Below are 15,381 nucleotides of genomic sequence, written 5' to 3'. Positions count from 1 at the left end.
AATGGACCCATGACGACCTGGGAAGACGTCGTGCACCTCGCCTCCGGGCTGCCGGAGGTCGAGGTGTCGACGTGGTATCGGACGCCCGCGCTGAAGGTGGCGGGCAAGGGTTTCGCGCGGCTGCGCACCGAGGCCGAAGGCGGCCTGGTGGTGCTGTGCGGGCACGACGAGAAGGCCGCGTTGCTGGGTTCCGGCGACGCGGCCTTCTTCACGACCCCGCACTACGACGGGTACGGCTCGATCATCGTGGATCTCAAGCGCGTGGACGTCGATCAGCTGCGTGAGCTGCTCGAAGAGGCGTGGCGGCTGAAGGCGCCGAAGCGGCTCACCACTTGAGCTCGCCCTTGAGCATGCTCATCAGGATCATGTCGTGCCGCTGCCCGTCGAGGCCGACGAACGCCTCGCGGTGCCGGCCCTCCTCGACGAACCCGATCTTGCGGTAGACGTGCCGGGCGACCTCGTTCTCGGCGACGACCCACAGCGTGACCTGGTGCAGCCGCATGTTGTTGAAGCCGTACCGGCACATCAGGCGCAGCGCCTCGGTGCCGTAGCCGCCGCCGGCGCGGTACTCGGCGTCGCCGATGTAGACGTCGAGGTACGCCTCGCCGATTTCGGGCTCGGCGTCGCGCAGGTCGATGACGCCGATGAGCTTGCGCTCGGCTTTCGCTTCGATGCCGAGGACGACCTTCTCGTAGGTGTTGACCGCGCGGTCTTCGCAGCGCTTGCGCACCTGGGCGAGGGAAAGCGGGTGGTCGTTCTCCATCCAGCGGCCGACCTCCGGGTCGGTCACGAACGCGTGAATCCGCTCGGCGTCCTCCGGTTCGAGCGCGCGCAGCCGGACGAGTTCCCCCTCGAGCAGCATTTCTCCCCCTAATCCCGCTTCAGCAGCAGGAAGTCGTTGACGTCCAGCAGGCCGAGGATCTGCCGGATCGGCACCGGCATGGCCTTCCGCGACTCATCATGCACGAGCTCGGCGCCGTGGGTGGAAAGGTTTTCCCGCCGGGTGACGAGGGTGCAGCCGCCGGCGGCGAGCACGTTCTTCACCCAGTCCGCGCCGGGGCCGTAGGTCAGGGCGACGACGAAGCCGTCCTTCGTGCGGAAGACGTTGACCGGCGTGCGGAACTCGCGCCCGGACTTCCGTCCCTTGTGGACGACCATGGCGAAGCCGGGCGCCCAGCCGGCGACGTGCTTGAGAACCTGGTTGGTCGCGACGCGGTTGAAGCGGGCGACTCGCTTCGAGAGCACCATGCCCCCATGATGATCCTGCGGGGCGCAGATATCAACATTTGATGAATTAACCGATCGGGTGACCCCGGCTCCCGGTGGGCGGCGCCGCGATGGTGGGATATGGCGCATGTCGACCGAATGGCCGCTGCGCCAGGACCCGGAAGGGCCGGTCATCATCGCGCTGGCCCTGGTGAACGACCCCGACGCGCTGGGTTTCGTCGTGCTGGACGACGAGGACGACTGGTTCATCAGCGACGGCACCGAGCTGTCCGACGACGTGCTGGTCAACCGCGAGAGCTTCGGCAAGATGTCGCTGCGCGAAGCCTTCGAGCTGCTGCCACAGCTGGGCGCGCTGGCGGACCTCCCGACGGGCATGGCCGCCGACTGGGACCCGGAGCGCCGCACGTGGCTGCTCTCGTCGGTGACCGGCTCCGACGACGAGGACGAGGACGTCCGCCTGCTCGCCCAGCGCCGGGCGAACTGGGCGTACGAAGGCTCGCCGGACGACGAGGCCCAGATCAGCACCGGCCTGACCGAGATCCCGACCGGGCCGCAGCAGCCGGTGCGCGCGGTCCGTCAGGTCGTGCGCGAGCAGGACGGCACCTGGCTGTTCGTCGGGTTCGAGGTCCCGGAGGCGGAGGACTTCGAGGTCGAGGGCCTGGAGCTGGAGCACGTGGCGAACCTGTACCCGGACGTGCGGACGGTGCTGAAGGCTGCACCGGGCCAGGTGTACGACCGCGAGACACCGGAGTCGGACTGGGAGCTCGTCGAGGGCTGAGAAAAATCCGGCGCGGTTGTCCCGGCGCGGCTCCGCCCGTTCGTCCTTACAGTGAGAACCGGCGATCGGCGCCGGTCAGGACCTGTGAGGAGCAGCCATGCCCCAGTACGCCGCGTTGATCTACGCCTCCGACGTCGACCCGACCCGGCCCGAAGCCGCCGGCATGCTGAAGGACTACGACGAGTTCGGCGCCGGCGCGGCCGCGGTCATCCGCGGTGGCGCGGCGCTGTACCCGACCGCGACCGCGACGACCGTCCGCGTCACCGGCGGCAAGGGCGGCGACATCGTCACCAGCGACGGCCCGTACGCGGAGACGAAGGAAGCCCTCACCGGCTTCTACCTGCTGGAATGCGCGGATCTCGACGAAGCCGTCAAGGTCGCGGCGCAGATCCCGGGCGCCTGGGACGGCGCCATCGAGGTCCGGCCGGTCGTCGACTTCGGCCGGTGAGCGGCACCGGGGACGCGGTCGCGCGGCTGGTCCGAAACGAGGGCACCCGGGTACTGGCCACGCTGGTCCGCGTCACCGGAAGTGTCGACCTGGCCGAGGATGCGGTGCAGGACGCCGTCGTGCGCGCGCTCGAGACGTGGCCGCGCGACGGCGTCCCCGAAAACCCGCGTGGCTGGCTGCTGGTCGCGGCCCGCCGCCGCGCGGTGGACGTGGTCCGGCGTGAAGCGAAGCGGCTCGGGAAGGAGGCGGACGCGATGCCGGCCGTCGACCCGTTCCCGGACCCGGTCTCGGTCCGCGACGACCTGCTGCGCCTGGTGTTCACGTGCTGCCACCCGGCGTTGTCGCTGGACGCGCAGGTGGCGCTGGCGCTCCGGACGTTGGGCGGGTTGTCGACCGCGGAGGTCGCACGCGCCTTGCTGGTCCCCGAAGCGACGATGGCGAAGCGGCTGACGCGGGCGAAGCAGAAGATCGCTCAGGCGCGGATCCCGTACCGGGTGCCTTCGGCGGAGGAACTGCCCGCGCGTCTCGCGGGGGTGGCGTCGACGGTGTACCTGATCTTCAACGAGGGCTACACGGGCCGCGCCACGCTCGCCGACGGGGGCGTCCGCCTGGCCCGGTTGCTGGTGTCCCTGATGCCGGACGAGCCGACGGCCCTGGGTCTGCTGGCGTTGGTGTTGCTGCAGGACGCCCGCCGCGCGGCCCGGTTCCTCCCGGACGGCTCGCCGGCGTTGCTCTCGGTGCAGGACCGTTCGTCGTGGGACGCGTCGCTGGTCAAGGAGGGCGTGGAGCTGGTGGGCCGCGGCCTGCGCCGGACCCCGGCGGTCCCGAACGCGTACGTGGTCCAGGCGGCGATCGCGGCCTGCCACGACCTGGCGCCGACGTACGCGGAGACGCAGTGGGACGCGGTGATTTCCTGGTACGACGTGCTGCTGACGGTCCAGGACACCCCGGTGGTGAGGCTGAACCGCGCGGCGGCGGTGGCCGAACGCGACGGCCCGGCCGCGGCTTTGGCGCTGGTGGACGCGTTGCCGGGGTTGGCCGAGTACCCGTGGTGGCACGCGTCGCGGGCGGAGTTGTTGCACCGCTTGGGTTCCGCGTCGGCTGCGGAGGCGTTGGCGCGTGCGGAGGAGACCGGCTTGCCCGCCGCCCATGTGGCGCATCTGCGGCGTCGGCTGGAATCACGGTGACTGTCATCGGTGGTTTCACGGTGAAAACCGCGGAACTGACGAAAAGCAAAAAGCCTCGGACTTCACGCCCGAGGCCTTTTGTGAGAGCGGATGACGGGAATCGAACCCGCGTATTCAGCTTGGGAAGCTGATGTTCTACCATTGAACTACATCCGCAGTGCGTCGTCAGCATACACGGCACCGTGATCCCCTTGTCCAGGACCCTCCTCCTTGACTCGCGCGCGTCAAGTGACAACACTTGTTGTCGACTGGTGGAGGTGCGCGCCATGGACGAGCCCGAGCTGTTCCGGCAAGGCGGGTTCCGGCTGGCCCAGCGGCTGTTCATCGAAGGTGACATCCGCGGTGACGAGCGGCAGGTCGCGCGGCTGCGCGAGTTCGCGCAGGTGCAGGACAAGCTCGCGGACGACGTCGTCGCCTGGATGGCGCAGCAGCCCAAAGGCGAGGGGCGTGCCCTCTTCGAAGCGGCGCTCAAGAGCCGCGCTGAAGCGGCCGGGCCGTTGAAGGACTTCTTCGACCAAGTCGACGCCAAGCCCTACTGGGTCGATGACGAGCGGCTCGAGCGCGGCGCGAAAGCCATCACGCGGGCCGGGCTGCTGGGGCTCTTTCCGCTCGGTGACATGTCGCTGATGGGGGGCTACCTCGCATCGCGGGCGACGAAAGCGCTGGTCGGGACCGGTGAAATCGAGCACAAGGCCACGCGGCGGCTCGTCGAGACCGCTGCCTGGTGGATCGACGTCACCACGCCCGGTGCCCTCAAGCACGGGGGGAAGGGGTACGCCGCCGCGTTGCGGATCCGGGTCGTGCACGCCCATGTGCGGGCCGCCATGAACCGGCGGGAGGACTGGGACTACGCCGCCTGGGATCGGCCCGTCAACCAGGTGCAGACCGCCGGGACGCTGCTGCTCTTCTCGCTCGTCTACGTCTTCGGCACGCAGTTGCTCGGCCTCCGCTACTCCGCCCGGGAACGCGGCGACATCCTGCACCTCTGGCGGTACATCGGCTGGCTCATGGGCGTCGACGACGAGCTGCTGCCCACCTCCGAAGAGGACGCCTGGCGACTGCTGTGGCTGCTCGCCGCCACCGAGTTCATCCCCGACGACGACTCGAAACGGCTCGCCAAGGCGCTGATCGAGGCCAACGCCGCCGTCGGCGAAGGGCGTGGGGCCGTCGGGAAGGTGCTTTCGCACGTCTCCGTCGCCGTGCACTCGTCGATCAGCCGGCTCGTGCTCGGGAAGGCCAACGCCGACTTCCTCGGGCTGCCGAACGATCCCGTCGCGCAGGCCGCGATCGTCGCCGTCGCCGGGGTCAACTTCGCCGCCGAGACCGTTCGGCGGTTCATTCCCGGGGCCACCGCGCTGCAGGAACGGATCGGGCAGGCCGGGCGGCGCGGGTACGTGAAGCGGCTCGAGAAGCTCTTCGCGCCTGACACGACCTACGCGCAGCACATGCGGGCCGCCTGAACCCACCGGATAGGCTTCGGGCCGTGCTGCTCAGTGACCGTGACCTCCGCAAAGAGCTCGACGCCGGCCGGCTCGGCATCGACCCCTTCGATGCCGGCATGGTCCAGCCGTCCAGCATCGACGTCCGGCTCGACCGGTTCTTCCGCGTCTTCGACAACAGCAAGTACACCCACATCGACCCGCAGTTGCAGCAGGACGAGCTGACCTCACTGGTCGAGAAGGAGGGCGACGAGCCCTTCGTGCTGCACCCGGGCGAGTTCGTGCTCGGGTCGACCTTCGAGCTCGTCACCCTCGCCGACGACCTCGCCGGCCGGCTCGAAGGCAAGTCGTCGCTGGGACGCCTCGGGCTGCTCACGCACTCGACCGCCGGGTTCATCGACCCCGGCTTCTCCGGGCACATCACCCTGGAGCTGTCGAACGTCGCGAACCTGCCGATCACGCTCTGGCCCGGCATGAAGATCGGCCAGCTCTGCATCTTCCGGCTCTCCAGCTCGGCCGAGCACCCGTACGGTTCCAGCGAAGCCGGGTCCCGCTACCAGGGGCAGCGCGGCCCGACCCCGAGCCGGGCGTACAAGAACTTCCACCGCGTCGACACCTGGCGCTAAGCCGCGACCTTTTCATCCCAGTCGATGCGGTGGTTCCACATGAAGGCGTTCGGGTCCTCCTCGAACGGCTTCGCGAACGCCCGCTTGATGAAGAAGTCGCGCACGACGCGCCCGACCGGGCCGATCACCTTCTGGTCGCCGTTGCGCTTGCCGGCCGCCACCACTGCTTCGACCCGCCCGCGCCGCAAGCTCTCGTACGTGGTCAGCGCGCGCTCGACGTCGGGCACGTCCCGGAGGCATTTGCCCAGCGTGACGGCGTCTTCGATGGCCATCGAGGCGCCCTGGCCCGCCGCCGGTGACGTCGCGTGCGCCGCGTCGCCGATGATCACCATGCGGCCGCGGTGCCAGACCGGGACTGTCGGGAAGTCGTACGTCGGCCAGGCCGGGTAGATCTCCCGGGTCGCGCGGATGATCCGGGTGGCCGGCGTGCGGTCGCGGGCCACCAGGTGCAGCAGCTCGGCGCGCAGCTTCTCCCCGGCGAGCGTGGCCAGTTCGGCCGCGGTCGGCTCGGTCTTGCGGGCCGGGTTCGCGAACCACCAGACGCGGCCGTCCGTGCTGACGACGTGGCAGAAGAACACGCGCTTGCCGAACACCATGTTCAGCACGCCCGGCTCGTCCGGCAGGTCCAGCCCTTCGGCGAACCCACCGGTGTTGAGCAGTGGGACGTACCGCGGTGACGGCGCGTCCGGGTCGATGATCGTGCGGACGCGGGAGCGGAGGCCGTCGGCGCCGATCAGGAGGTCGCCCGCCGCGTGCGAGCCGTCGGCGAAGTCCGCTCTGACGTGCGTTTCCGTCTGGTTCGCGTCGATCAAGCGCTTGCCGTACTCGATGCGGATGCCTCGCCGCACGGCTTCGTCGCGCAACGCGACGTAGAGGTCGGAACGCAGAACGGTCCGGCTCACCGTGCCGTTCGCCAGGGCGCCGCCGGAGAGTTCGGCCAGCCGGGTGCCGTTGCCGAGACCGATCGACATCCGCGGCGAGTCGAAGCCCACGCTGCGGACCACGTCCTTGAGTCCCAGCGGGGCCAAAGCCTCCAGGCCGTTGACCGCCAGCGTGAGGAACGCGCCGACGCCCTCGGAGTCGCGGTCGTAAGCCTCGTACACCGCCGGCTCGTGCCCGGCTTCGTGCAGGGCGATGGCCGTGATCGTGCCCGCGACGCCGCCCCCGATGATCAGTGCCCGTGTCATGTCGTTCGTCCCCTCGAATCTCTTAGAAAGTAATTCGTTTTATCGAACTAAAGGGTGGGCTAGGCTGGTCGCCGTGTCAAGCGAGCGCGCGAAACTCGTCGAAGAAGTCCTGCTCAGGTCGCGGGAGCTGTCGACGGAGACGGTCATGTTCCACACCGCGATCGCCGAGACCCGCGGACTGTCGGCGGTGGAGACGAAGGTCCTGGACTACCTCGCGCGCTTCGGCTCGCAGACGCCGAAGGACCTGGCGCGGCTCTCCGGCCTCGCACCCGCGTCGGTGACGGCGATGATCGACCGGCTGGAGCGCAAGGGCATCGTCAACCGCGAGCGCCACCCCGACGACCGGCGCAAGATCCTCATCGCGCTCGACCTGCAGTCGATCGCGAAGGGTGTGCACCTGTGGGACCACCTCGTCCAGGGCATGCACGAGCTCTGCGACCGCTACACCGACGACGAACTCCGGACGATCATCGGCTTCGTCCAGGCCGCCACCACCCTCACCCACGAGTCGACGGCGAAGCTGACCGGCGCCACGAAAGAGTGAGTATGAAGGCGTGAAACCGGGTCTGGTGCCACGCTCCCGTGCGAAGTCCGGGAAGGCGACACGGTCACCTTTTCGATTCTGGTCAAGAACACCGGCGACGTGCCGCTCACCGGCCTCGAGGTCGCGGACGACCACACGCCGTCCTGCGCGCGCACCGCGCCAGAACTGGCCGTGGACGCGGAAATCTCGTACAAGTGCACAACGGTCGCGGGCAAAGTTGGCTTCACGGGTAAAGCAACCGCCTCCGGCCAGGATCCGACCCGTCGTCCGAATACGCTGAATGGAGTAACGCGCAAGCGTCCGATTGCCGCGAATTCGGGACCTGTCACCGACGGGAAATGTGACCAGGGCGTTCGTAGGGTTCTCGGCGTAATCGTCCCGTGATACGTTCCTGCGCCGTGTCCCCCATTGGTGAACGTGCTCACGTGGTGATGGTGTCACTCAGTGTGCTGCTCGGCGTTTTTTCCGCCGCGGCCGGCACCTGGATGGCCACCGCGGAAGGAAACACCGCCGAGCTCGGCGCCGCGGCCCTGGTGCTGCCCAACGCCCCCGCCGGAGCCGGCAGCGGCAGCGGCACCGACCTCGCCGGCGGCCAGGTCCAGACCACCACCCCCGGTCAGCCTGCCGCGCCCTCGTCCTCGGCTCCCGCCCCGACGACGTCCTCCGCGGCACCCACGCCGACCGAGACGTCCGCGGCCCCGCCGGCCACGACGTCCGAGGCTCCGCCGCCGAGCACCAAGGCGGCCGCCCGCGTCGCGCCCTCGACCACCGCCCAGGTCCTCGCGCTGGTCAACGACGAGCGCGCGAAGGCAGGCTGCGATCCGCTGACCGAGGAATCGCACCTCACGGAGGCGGCGCAGGACTACAGCGACCAGATGTCGGCCGGGAACTTCTTCTCCCACACCAGCCCCGACGGCACCACGTTCGACCAGCGCATCAAGCAGGCCGGCTACTCCAAGCCCGGCGCGGAGAACATCGCCAAGGGGCAGACGTCGGCCGCGCAGGTGATGGATGCCTGGATGAACTCCGAGGGCCACCGCGCGAACATCCTCAACTGCTCGCTCAAGAAGCTCGGCGTCGGCGTCACGACCAAGGGCTGGTACTGGGTGCAGGACTTCGGCTACTGAGGTCGTTGAGGCGCCGGAAAGTTGCTCCACCGCTCGGCGACGTCGCCGTACCGCGCCAGCACCGTCGCCCGCAGTTCCGGATCCGACCGCGGCACCGGCTCGATGAACACCTCGGTGACGTCGTGGAACCGTTCCGTCAGCTCGGACGCGAGCCGCACGCACGCGCGTTCCAGGTCGGCGGCGCCGAGCGAGTCGTCGAAGTCCACGCGGGTGCAGACGAGGACCTGGTCGGTGCCCATCAGCATGGTCTGCAGGTCCACGACGGCTTCGATCTCCGGCGCGCCGGAGAGGTGGTCGCGGATCTCCCGGACCAGCCGCGGGTGGGCCTGCCGGCCGACGAGCAGGCCGCGGTTGGTCCGGCCGAGCAGGTAGGCGACGCACGCGAGCAGCAGGCCGATGGCGATCGACGCGATGCCGTCCCAGACCTCCGAGCCGGTGAGCTGGTGCAGCCCGATGCCGGCGAACGCCAGGAGCAGGCCGATCAGCGCGGCGGAGTCCTCGAACAGGACGGTCTTCGGCGTGGGGTCGTCGATCAGCCGCAGGTACGTCCCCAGCGACTGGTTCTCGGCCTTCGATTCGCGGACGACCTGGCGCACGGCCTGCACCCACGACGTGCCTTCGAGCAGGAACGCCACGGCGAGGACGATGTAGCTGAGCAGCGACGTGCTCTGCGCCTGGCCGTGCCCGAAGAGCGTCGAGATGCCTTCGTACAGCGCGAACATCGCGCCCGAGGCGAAGATCGAGACGGCGGCGAGCAGCGACCAGAAGTAGCGCTCCTTGCCGTAGCCGAAGGGGTGCACGCGGTCGGCCGGGCGTGCCGAGCGTTTCAAGGCCGTCAGCAGCAGGACCTCGGTGATCGTGTCGGCCACCGAGTGCGCGGCTTCCGACAGCATCGCGCCCGAGCCGGTGATGATGCCCGCGATCAGCTTCATCACGGCGATCGCCAGGTTCACCCCGCCGGCGAGCAGGACGGTCAGAGTGCTTTCGCCACCGGAGTCACCGGGGCTCGCGGATTCCTCGCTCACTCCTGTGAGCGTAATGCTCAGAGGCGCCGCAGGCCGTGCAGAACGCGTTCCATGAGCGCCACCGCGGGACGGCCGTCGGAGCTCGTGCGGCTGTCGTGGATGGTGACCAGGCCCTGCTCGGCCATGTCGTCCAGCAGCACGCGGACGACGCCGAGCGGCACGCTCAGGTTGGCCGCGACTTCGGCGACCGAGCGCGGCTGGTGGCAGAGCGTGCGCACCGAGCGGAACTCGCCGGTCAGCCGGGCGCCGTTCCAGTGCGCGCCGGCGCGGGTCGAGACCATCGCTTCGATCGCGAGGTGCCGCCGGGACTGCGTCCGGCCGCGCGTCAGGACATACGGGCGCACGAGCGTCCGCTGAGCGGGTACGGGGTCCTGGCCGACGGGGGCCGGGAACCGGTCCTCCACCTCGGGTGCGGTGCGGAGAGCGTGCCGTCCGGTGGTCGTCCGCCGGTCCTCGCGCATCCGTGCCGCCCCCTGATTCCGTGATCGTCAATGGTGCCCTCGCTGGCAACGGCGGCGGCGAGGAAAGGCCAGGATACGCCGCTTGTCCAGGGTTCAGGCCGTCGTTTGTCCTTCACTCGATGGGCCATTTCAGTGATTATCATGAACATTTTTCAAGAAAACGATTACCACGGCGAAGTCCCAGCTAGCGGGCCTGCGGGACTGGACAAAGTTGTGACAACGGGTAGTGGAATGGCTACTGGAAACCCGATCTTCCGGCCACGGAAAACGGCCCCGATCAGGACGTCCTGATCGGGGCCGCGGTGCGAAAGTTTCGCGTCACTCCTCCGCGAGCGACGGCGCGCCGAGCGCAATCGGCTTCGGTTCCGGCTTGCGCTTGACCGACTCCAGCAGCATCTGCGCGACGTCGACGATCTCGACCTTCTCGCTCGCGCTGCCGTCGGCCTGGCGGGCCGTGAGGCCGTCGTTCAGCATCACCTTGCAGAACGGGCAGCCGGTGGCGATCTTCGACGGCGCGGTGCCGAGCGCCTCGTCGACGCGCTCGACGTTGATCCGCTTGCCGATCTTCTCTTCCATCCACATCCGCGCGCCGCCGGCGCCGCAGCACATCGACTTGTCGCCGTGCCGCGGCATCTCACGCAGCTGGGCGCCCGTCGCGCCGACCAGCTCGCGCGGTGCCTCGTACACCTTGTTGTGGCGGCCGAGGTAGCACGGGTCGTGGTAGGTGACGTCCTCGGCGACCGGCGCCACCGGCACCAGCTGCTTCTCGCGGACCAGGCGGTTCAGCAGCTGCGTGTGGTGCACGACGTCGAACTGGCCGCCCAGCTCCGGGTACTCGTTGGCGAGGGTGTTGAAGCAGTGCGCACAGGTCACGACGACCTTGCGCGCCTTGCGCTCGCGGCCCTCGAACACCGAGTTCAGGATCTCGACGTTCTGCTGCGCCAGCATCTGGAACAGGAACTCGTTGCCCGCGCGGCGGGCCGGGTCACCGGTGCAGGACTCCTCCGAGCCGAGCACGGTGTACTTGACGCCCGCCATGTGCAGCAGCTCCGCGACCGCGCGGGTCGTCTTCTTCGCGCGGTCCTCGAACGCGCCGGCGCAGCCGACCCAGAACAGGTACTCGGCGTCGCCGAGGTCGCCGTCGAACACCGGCACCTCGAAGTCGAGGTCCTCGGTCCAGGCCAGCCGGTCCTTGGCGTTCTGGCCCCACGGGTTGCCCTTGTTCTCCAGGTTCTTGAACATGCCGTTCAGTTCGCTGGGGAACGCCGACTCGATCATCACCTGGTAGCGGCGCATGTCGACGATGTGGTCGACGTGCTCGATGTCGACCGGGCACTGCTCGACGCAGGCGCCGCAGCTGGTGCAGGACCACAGGACGTCGGGGTCGATGACGCCGCCGTCGTCGCCGACCAGTGCCTTCTGGGACTCGGCGATGGCCAGGACGTCGATCCCGGCGTACATGTTGTCGCCGGACAGGCCGATCTCGTCGCCGGCCATGTCCCGCTTGCCGCCGGCCATCAGGTACGGCGCCTTCGCGTAGGCGTGGTCACGCAGCTGCGTGATGACCAGCTTCGGCGACAGCGGCTTGCCGGTGTTCCACGCGGGGCACTGCTCCTGGCAGCGGCCGCACTCGGTGCACGTCGAGAAGTCCAGCCAGCCCTTCCAGCTGAAGTCCTCGATCTTGCCGACGCCGAAGGTGTCCTCGTCCGGGTCGGCTTCCTCGAGGTCGAGGACCTTGCCGCCGCTCATCATCGGCTTGAGCGCGCCGAGCGCGACGCCGCCGTCGTCCTCGCGCTTGAAGTAGATGTTGAAGAACGCGCTGAAGCGGTGCCAGGCGATGCCCATGGTCATCGTGCGGGCGACGACGATCAGCCAGACGGTGGCGCTCATCAGCTTGACGAACGCGAAGATCGTCACCAGGTTCGGGCTGGCCGGCAGCAGCTGGCCGATCGGGTTCGAGACGAAGGACGCCCACAGCGGCCCTTCGTGCGTGTTCAGCGCGGACTTCGCGGCCCGGACGCCGATGATGCCGATGCCCTCGATCAGGACGACGGCTTCGATGAAGTACGCCCACTTGAAGTTGGAGCCGGCGAAGCGCGACTGGCGGTCGGCGCGGCGCGGGTGGTTGCGCTGGCGGATCGCCATCAGCACCAGGATGCCGACGATCGTGCCGAGCCCGAGCAGCTCCATGAGCAGCTGGAACGGCGGGAAGTCGTCGAGGATCGGCCAGCCCCAGGTCGGGACGAAGACCTCGCCGTAGGCCTCGAACAGGGCGAGCGAGCCGAGCAGGAAGCCCCACATGACGAGCCAGTGGGCCGGGCCGACGCTGCGCTTGCGGTTCATCCGCGTGTGCGCGGCGAACTCCTTGATCAGCGTCTTCATGCGCGGCCAGAACGGCCCGTTGCGCGTCGAGTCGGGCTGTCCGAGGCGGATCACCCGCACGAAACGGGCGATCGTCGCGGCGAACATGCCCCAGGCGACGAGGCCGAGCACGACGGAGATCCCGCCGAGCGTCAGTTGGAGAGCGCCCATCGTTCGGGTGCCTTTCGTCCGGATGATTCGTGGTGGTGACCGGCAGACTAATGCTTCCTACCGATGAGTAACCTGTTGAGGGACCGTAAGTCCCACCGATGTGGTGTACGTCGCTCTTTGTTTCGGGACGATCGTTCCGGTAGTTTTCACCCGATGGTGAAGCTGCAGACGGACGGCCGCAAAGCCCGTGGCGAGAAGCGGCGCGCCGAACTCATCGCGGCCACGCTGCGGATCATCGAGCGTGACGGCGTCGCGGGCGTCACCCACCGGACGGTCGCGGCCGAGGCCGGGGTACCCACGACCTCGACCACTTACCACTTCTCGTCGCTGGACGACCTGCTGGTCGCGACGCTCATCTCCTGCGCCCGCGACATGGCGACCGAGGTCTACTGGATGATCGACCGGGCCCGGTCACGCGGCTCGCGTGGCGCCGAGGAGGTCGCCGGCCTGCTCGCCGAGGCGCTCGGGCCGCGGCGCGGGCGCACGATGGCGGAGTACGAGCTGTACCTGCTGGCCGCGCGCAAGCCCGAGCTCCGCCCGGCCGCGCGGCGCTGGCTGGACGTCCTGACGTCGATGGTCCGCCACGACGACGAGGTGGCGTTCCGGGTCTTCCTCGCGGGTATCGACGGGCTGCTCATCCAGGGCCTGATCGACGACGAACCGCCGTCGGCGGAGGAGCTGCGGCCGGTGGTGGACTACCTGCTGAAACCGCGTTGACGGCCCGGTTAGCTTCGGATCATGCGGACCTTTGGCGACTACGAACTCGACGACGACCGCGCGCGGGTGGACCTCGACGTGGTGTGGAAGTTCCTCTCCACCGAGGCCTACTGGGGTCGCTGGCGCACGCGTGAGCAGGTCGAAGCCGCGATCGCCGGCTCGTGGCGGGTGGTCGGCGCCTACCGCGGCGGCGAACAGGTCGGGTTCGCGCGCGCCTTCTCCGACGGCGTCTCCTCGGCCTACCTCGCCGACGTCTTCGTCGTCGACTCCGCCCGCGGGACCGGCCTCGGCAAGGAGATCGTGCGGGAGATGATCGACAACGGGCCCGGCGCCCGGTTTCGCTGGATGCTCCACACCGCCGACGCGCACGGGCTGTACCGGCAGTTCGGCTTCGAGGAGCACACCAAGGGTCACTACCTGGAGCGCGAAGGGCCCAACGCGGGGAACTTCGTCCGCTAACGCGTGAGGTCGACGAGGAGCGCATCCCACGATCGGGTGGATGTTTCGAGGGTGCCGCCCGGGCGGTCCTTCGTGTCGCGGATCCGCACCACCTGGGCGAGCGACACCTCCACGCACTCGGCCTCTTGCCCGCTGTAGGTCGACTTCCGCCAGGTCACGTCAGGCCTCCAGATCGGCGATCACCCCCTCGATGAACGTGCGCGATGCGTCCACGTCCAGTGCGAGGGAGTTCATGGTCTTCGCGGCGGACTTGTAGTCCGTCACCTGCTCCTCATCGTAGATGTAGGCGCTGCCGCGATGCTGGTCCAAGAAGACGATGGCAGGCAGGTCCGAGTACTCGAAGACACTGAAGGAACCGTTGAGCCCAGGGTGGAAACCGCCGCCGGACGGGACCACCCGCACCGCCAGCCGCCGCGGGAGATCGACGAGGTGGTGGAGCTGCTCGGCCAACGTCTCCGGCCCGCCGATCTGCTGCCTGAGCGCGGCTTCGCCGAGCAGGATCGAGCAATCCGGCGCGCGGTGCTCACGCAGGGCCGCCTGCCGGATCGTGCGCACCCGCAGGCGCTGCTCGACCAGCTCCGCGGGAGAACCGCCGTAGGACAGGATCGCCCGCGCGTAGTCGGGCGTCTGCAGCAGGCCGTGCACCAGCATCGGCTGCCAGCTGAAGATCGCGGCCGCCGTGCGCTCGTACTCGGCCAGCGTCGTCAGGATGGCCGGCGCGTCCGGCATCTCCTTCTCGGCCCAGTTCGGCTCGCGGGCCGTGCGGACCAGCTCGAACAGCCGGTCACGTTCCGCGGTGGGCACCCGGAGCTGACCGAGCAGGACCGCGACGTCCTCGATCCGGGGCACCCGCAGGCCGAGCTCCCAATTGGACAGCTCGGCCGCGTGCACGCCCGTCGCGCGGGCCAGCTCGCGCAGCCCGTACCCGCGCGCCTTCCGCGCTTTCCGCAGTCCGAACCCCAGCGCTCTCGACCGGGGTGTCGCTATCGGTGGTGGCATGACCGCAGTGTGTCAGCGGGGTCCGACAAAAACGGGCCCGGCTCCGTTGCCGATCGGCAACAGCGCCGGGCCCGGGAAACTCAGCCCTTGTTCTCGTACACCGGCGTGAGCACCGCGCGGGCCAGGGTGTGCCCGAACATGTTGAAGCCGAGGAACGCCGGCGTCGCGTCCTCCGGCACGTCCAGCTTGTCCAGGTCGAGCGCGTGCACCGCGAAGTAGTAGCGGTGCGGGCCGTGCCCGGGCGGGGGCGCCGCGCCGAGGAACTGCTTGACCCCGCCGTCGCCCTTCAGCGTCACCGCGCCTTCGGGGAGGCCGGAGCCGTCACCCGCGCCGGACGCCAGCTCCGTCACCGAAGCCGGGATGTTGAACACCGCCCAGTGCCAGAACCCGCTGCCGGTCGGGGCGTCCGGGTCGTAACAGGTGACGGCGAAGCTCTTCGTCTCCGCCGGGAAGCCTTCCCACGCCAGGTGCGGGGAACGGTCTTCGCCGCCGGCGCCGAAGATGCCGGACAAATGGGGCGTGGCCAGGGTTTCGCCGTCGGCGACATCGTTGCTGCGCAGGGTGAACGACGGCACGTCGGGCAGGGATTCGTACGGGCCGGGTGCTTGCGGCATGGATCCTCCTG

General features: G+C 69.2%; 19 protein-coding genes and 1 tRNA gene. 10 read left to right on the top strand and 10 right to left on the bottom strand.

What is annotated here, in order from left to right; all coding sequences use genetic code 11:
- Nucleotides 1–9 precede the first annotated feature (9 nt).
- Nucleotides 10–336, top strand: a complete 327-nt coding sequence (locus AB0J55_RS07320; RefSeq protein ID WP_364244129.1) for an MmcQ/YjbR family DNA-binding protein — start codon at nucleotides 10–12, stop codon at nucleotides 334–336.
- On the opposite strand, the gene AB0J55_RS07315 is transcribed toward AB0J55_RS07320, so the two are convergent.
- A complete protein-coding gene (locus AB0J55_RS07315) occupies nucleotides 326–862 on the bottom strand; it encodes a GNAT family protein (RefSeq protein WP_364244126.1) in 537 nt (178 codons plus the stop codon). The two genes, AB0J55_RS07320 and AB0J55_RS07315, sit on opposite strands and share 11 nt — an antisense overlap.
- 8 nt (nucleotides 863–870) lie before the next feature.
- A complete protein-coding gene (locus tag AB0J55_RS07310; RefSeq protein WP_364244124.1) occupies nucleotides 871–1,248 on the bottom strand; it encodes a nitroreductase family deazaflavin-dependent oxidoreductase in 378 nt (125 codons plus the stop codon).
- A gap of 106 nt (nucleotides 1,249–1,354) precedes the next feature.
- On the opposite strand from AB0J55_RS07310, the gene AB0J55_RS07305 reads away from it, so the two are divergent.
- The 3 genes from AB0J55_RS07305 to AB0J55_RS07295 all read left to right on the top strand — a co-directional run bounded on the left by AB0J55_RS07305 (nucleotide 1,355) and on the right by AB0J55_RS07295 (nucleotide 3,640).
- Entirely contained in the window at nucleotides 1,355–2,005 is a 651-nt protein-coding gene (locus tag AB0J55_RS07305; RefSeq protein ID WP_364244122.1) for a hypothetical protein, read from the top strand.
- A gap of 97 nt (nucleotides 2,006–2,102) precedes the next feature.
- Nucleotides 2,103–2,453 (top strand): YciI family protein, encoded by a 351-nt coding sequence (locus tag AB0J55_RS07300; RefSeq protein ID WP_364244120.1) that lies wholly within the window; start codon nucleotides 2,103–2,105, stop codon nucleotides 2,451–2,453.
- A complete protein-coding gene (locus AB0J55_RS07295; RefSeq protein WP_364244117.1) occupies nucleotides 2,450–3,640 on the top strand; it encodes a DUF6596 domain-containing protein in 1,191 nt (396 codons plus the stop codon). The genes AB0J55_RS07300 and AB0J55_RS07295 overlap by 4 nt, the downstream gene beginning before the upstream one ends.
- Nucleotides 3,641–3,725: 85 nt before the next feature.
- Here AB0J55_RS07295 and AB0J55_RS07290 read toward each other — a convergent pair.
- A tRNA-Gly gene (locus AB0J55_RS07290) sits at nucleotides 3,726–3,796 on the bottom strand.
- A 110-nt stretch (nucleotides 3,797–3,906) separates the two neighbouring features.
- On the opposite strand from AB0J55_RS07290, the gene AB0J55_RS07285 reads away from it, so the two are divergent.
- Together AB0J55_RS07285 and dcd are read left to right on the top strand one after the other, a co-directional pair.
- On the top strand, nucleotides 3,907–5,100 hold the full coding sequence (locus tag AB0J55_RS07285) for an oxygenase MpaB family protein (RefSeq protein WP_364244114.1): 1,194 nt from the start codon (nucleotides 3,907–3,909) through the stop codon (nucleotides 5,098–5,100).
- Nucleotides 5,101–5,123: 23 nt separating this feature from the next.
- Nucleotides 5,124–5,705: a dCTP deaminase gene (gene dcd / locus AB0J55_RS07280; RefSeq protein WP_003058109.1), complete on the top strand. Its 582-nt coding sequence runs from the start codon at nucleotides 5,124–5,126 to the stop codon at nucleotides 5,703–5,705.
- Here the strand turns inward: dcd and AB0J55_RS07275 are convergent.
- Entirely contained in the window at nucleotides 5,702–6,892 is a 1,191-nt protein-coding gene (locus AB0J55_RS07275; RefSeq protein ID WP_364244111.1) for an FAD-dependent monooxygenase, read from the bottom strand. The two genes, dcd and AB0J55_RS07275, sit on opposite strands and share 4 nt — an antisense overlap.
- 73 nt (nucleotides 6,893–6,965) lie before the next feature.
- On the opposite strand from AB0J55_RS07275, the gene AB0J55_RS07270 reads away from it, so the two are divergent.
- Both AB0J55_RS07270 and AB0J55_RS07265 read left to right on the top strand, forming a co-directional pair.
- Nucleotides 6,966–7,436, top strand: a complete 471-nt coding sequence (locus tag AB0J55_RS07270; protein WP_364244108.1) for a MarR family transcriptional regulator — start codon at nucleotides 6,966–6,968, stop codon at nucleotides 7,434–7,436.
- Between the two features lie 425 nt (nucleotides 7,437–7,861).
- Nucleotides 7,862–8,563 (top strand): CAP domain-containing protein, encoded by a 702-nt coding sequence (locus AB0J55_RS07265; protein WP_364244105.1) that lies wholly within the window; start codon nucleotides 7,862–7,864, stop codon nucleotides 8,561–8,563.
- On the opposite strand, the gene AB0J55_RS07260 is transcribed toward AB0J55_RS07265, so the two are convergent.
- The 3 genes from AB0J55_RS07260 to AB0J55_RS07250 all read right to left on the bottom strand — a co-directional run bounded on the left by AB0J55_RS07260 (nucleotide 8,557) and on the right by AB0J55_RS07250 (nucleotide 12,581).
- Complete coding sequence (locus AB0J55_RS07260) at nucleotides 8,557–9,588, bottom strand: cation diffusion facilitator family transporter (RefSeq protein WP_364244103.1); 1,032 nt, start codon at nucleotides 9,586–9,588, stop codon at nucleotides 8,557–8,559. The genes AB0J55_RS07265 and AB0J55_RS07260 overlap by 7 nt on opposite strands.
- 17 nt (nucleotides 9,589–9,605) lie before the next feature.
- Entirely contained in the window at nucleotides 9,606–10,049 is a 444-nt protein-coding gene (locus tag AB0J55_RS07255; RefSeq protein WP_364244101.1) for a DUF742 domain-containing protein, read from the bottom strand.
- A 318-nt stretch (nucleotides 10,050–10,367) separates the two neighbouring features.
- Nucleotides 10,368–12,581 (bottom strand): (Fe-S)-binding protein, encoded by a 2,214-nt coding sequence (locus AB0J55_RS07250; protein ID WP_364244098.1) that lies wholly within the window; start codon nucleotides 12,579–12,581, stop codon nucleotides 10,368–10,370.
- Between the two features lie 156 nt (nucleotides 12,582–12,737).
- Between AB0J55_RS07250 and AB0J55_RS07245 the strand changes: the two genes are divergently transcribed.
- Together AB0J55_RS07245 and AB0J55_RS07240 are read left to right on the top strand one after the other, a co-directional pair.
- Entirely contained in the window at nucleotides 12,738–13,298 is a 561-nt protein-coding gene (locus AB0J55_RS07245; protein ID WP_364245934.1) for a TetR family transcriptional regulator, read from the top strand.
- Between the two features lie 21 nt (nucleotides 13,299–13,319).
- The gene (locus AB0J55_RS07240) at nucleotides 13,320–13,757 is read left to right on the top strand and encodes a GNAT family N-acetyltransferase (RefSeq protein WP_364244096.1); all 438 of its coding nucleotides are present in this window, start codon (nucleotides 13,320–13,322) and stop codon (nucleotides 13,755–13,757) included.
- On the opposite strand, the gene AB0J55_RS07235 is transcribed toward AB0J55_RS07240, so the two are convergent.
- From AB0J55_RS07235 to AB0J55_RS07225, 3 genes are all read right to left on the bottom strand, one after another.
- Nucleotides 13,754–13,915 (bottom strand): DUF397 domain-containing protein, encoded by a 162-nt coding sequence (locus tag AB0J55_RS07235; protein WP_364244094.1) that lies wholly within the window; start codon nucleotides 13,913–13,915, stop codon nucleotides 13,754–13,756. The two genes, AB0J55_RS07240 and AB0J55_RS07235, sit on opposite strands and share 4 nt — an antisense overlap.
- 1 nt (nucleotide 13,916) lies before the next feature.
- A complete protein-coding gene (locus AB0J55_RS07230; RefSeq protein ID WP_364244091.1) occupies nucleotides 13,917–14,756 on the bottom strand; it encodes a helix-turn-helix transcriptional regulator in 840 nt (279 codons plus the stop codon).
- A gap of 80 nt (nucleotides 14,757–14,836) precedes the next feature.
- Nucleotides 14,837–15,370 (bottom strand): YbhB/YbcL family Raf kinase inhibitor-like protein, encoded by a 534-nt coding sequence (locus tag AB0J55_RS07225; protein ID WP_364244089.1) that lies wholly within the window; start codon nucleotides 15,368–15,370, stop codon nucleotides 14,837–14,839.
- Between the last annotated feature and the right edge of the window lie 11 nt (nucleotides 15,371–15,381).

The sequence above is a fragment of the Amycolatopsis sp. NPDC049688 genome, from assembly GCF_040674975.1.
In the GTDB taxonomy this organism is placed as follows: domain Bacteria; phylum Actinomycetota; class Actinomycetes; order Mycobacteriales; family Pseudonocardiaceae; genus Amycolatopsis.
The sequence above is the reverse complement of the archived record's forward strand: the minus strand, read 5'-3'. Positions and strand labels throughout refer to the sequence as shown.

What these genes read in the sequence shown, in the direction of transcription:
- AB0J55_RS07315 (WP_364244126.1), bottom strand. Translation starts at nt 862, where the DNA reads ATGCTGCTCGAGGGGGAACTCGTCCGGCTGCGCGCGCTCGAACCGGAG.
- AB0J55_RS07320 (WP_364244129.1), top strand. Translation starts at nt 10, where the DNA reads ATGACGACCTGGGAAGACGTCGTGCACCTCGCCTCCGGGCTGCCGGAG.
- AB0J55_RS07225 (WP_364244089.1), bottom strand. Translation starts at nt 15,370, where the DNA reads ATGCCGCAAGCACCCGGCCCGTACGAATCCCTGCCCGACGTGCCGTCG.
- AB0J55_RS07230 (WP_364244091.1), bottom strand. Translation starts at nt 14,756, where the DNA reads ATGCCACCACCGATAGCGACACCCCGGTCGAGAGCGCTGGGGTTCGGA.
- AB0J55_RS07285 (WP_364244114.1), top strand. Translation starts at nt 3,907, where the DNA reads ATGGACGAGCCCGAGCTGTTCCGGCAAGGCGGGTTCCGGCTGGCCCAG.
- AB0J55_RS07255 (WP_364244101.1), bottom strand. Translation starts at nt 10,049, where the DNA reads ATGCGCGAGGACCGGCGGACGACCACCGGACGGCACGCTCTCCGCACC.
- AB0J55_RS07300 (WP_364244120.1), top strand. Translation starts at nt 2,103, where the DNA reads ATGCCCCAGTACGCCGCGTTGATCTACGCCTCCGACGTCGACCCGACC.
- AB0J55_RS07310 (WP_364244124.1), bottom strand. Translation starts at nt 1,248, where the DNA reads ATGGTGCTCTCGAAGCGAGTCGCCCGCTTCAACCGCGTCGCGACCAAC.
- AB0J55_RS07275 (WP_364244111.1), bottom strand. Translation starts at nt 6,892, where the DNA reads ATGACACGGGCACTGATCATCGGGGGCGGCGTCGCGGGCACGATCACG.
- AB0J55_RS07240 (WP_364244096.1), top strand. Translation starts at nt 13,320, where the DNA reads ATGCGGACCTTTGGCGACTACGAACTCGACGACGACCGCGCGCGGGTG.
- AB0J55_RS07250 (WP_364244098.1), bottom strand. Translation starts at nt 12,581, where the DNA reads ATGGGCGCTCTCCAACTGACGCTCGGCGGGATCTCCGTCGTGCTCGGC.
- AB0J55_RS07305 (WP_364244122.1), top strand. Translation starts at nt 1,355, where the DNA reads ATGTCGACCGAATGGCCGCTGCGCCAGGACCCGGAAGGGCCGGTCATC.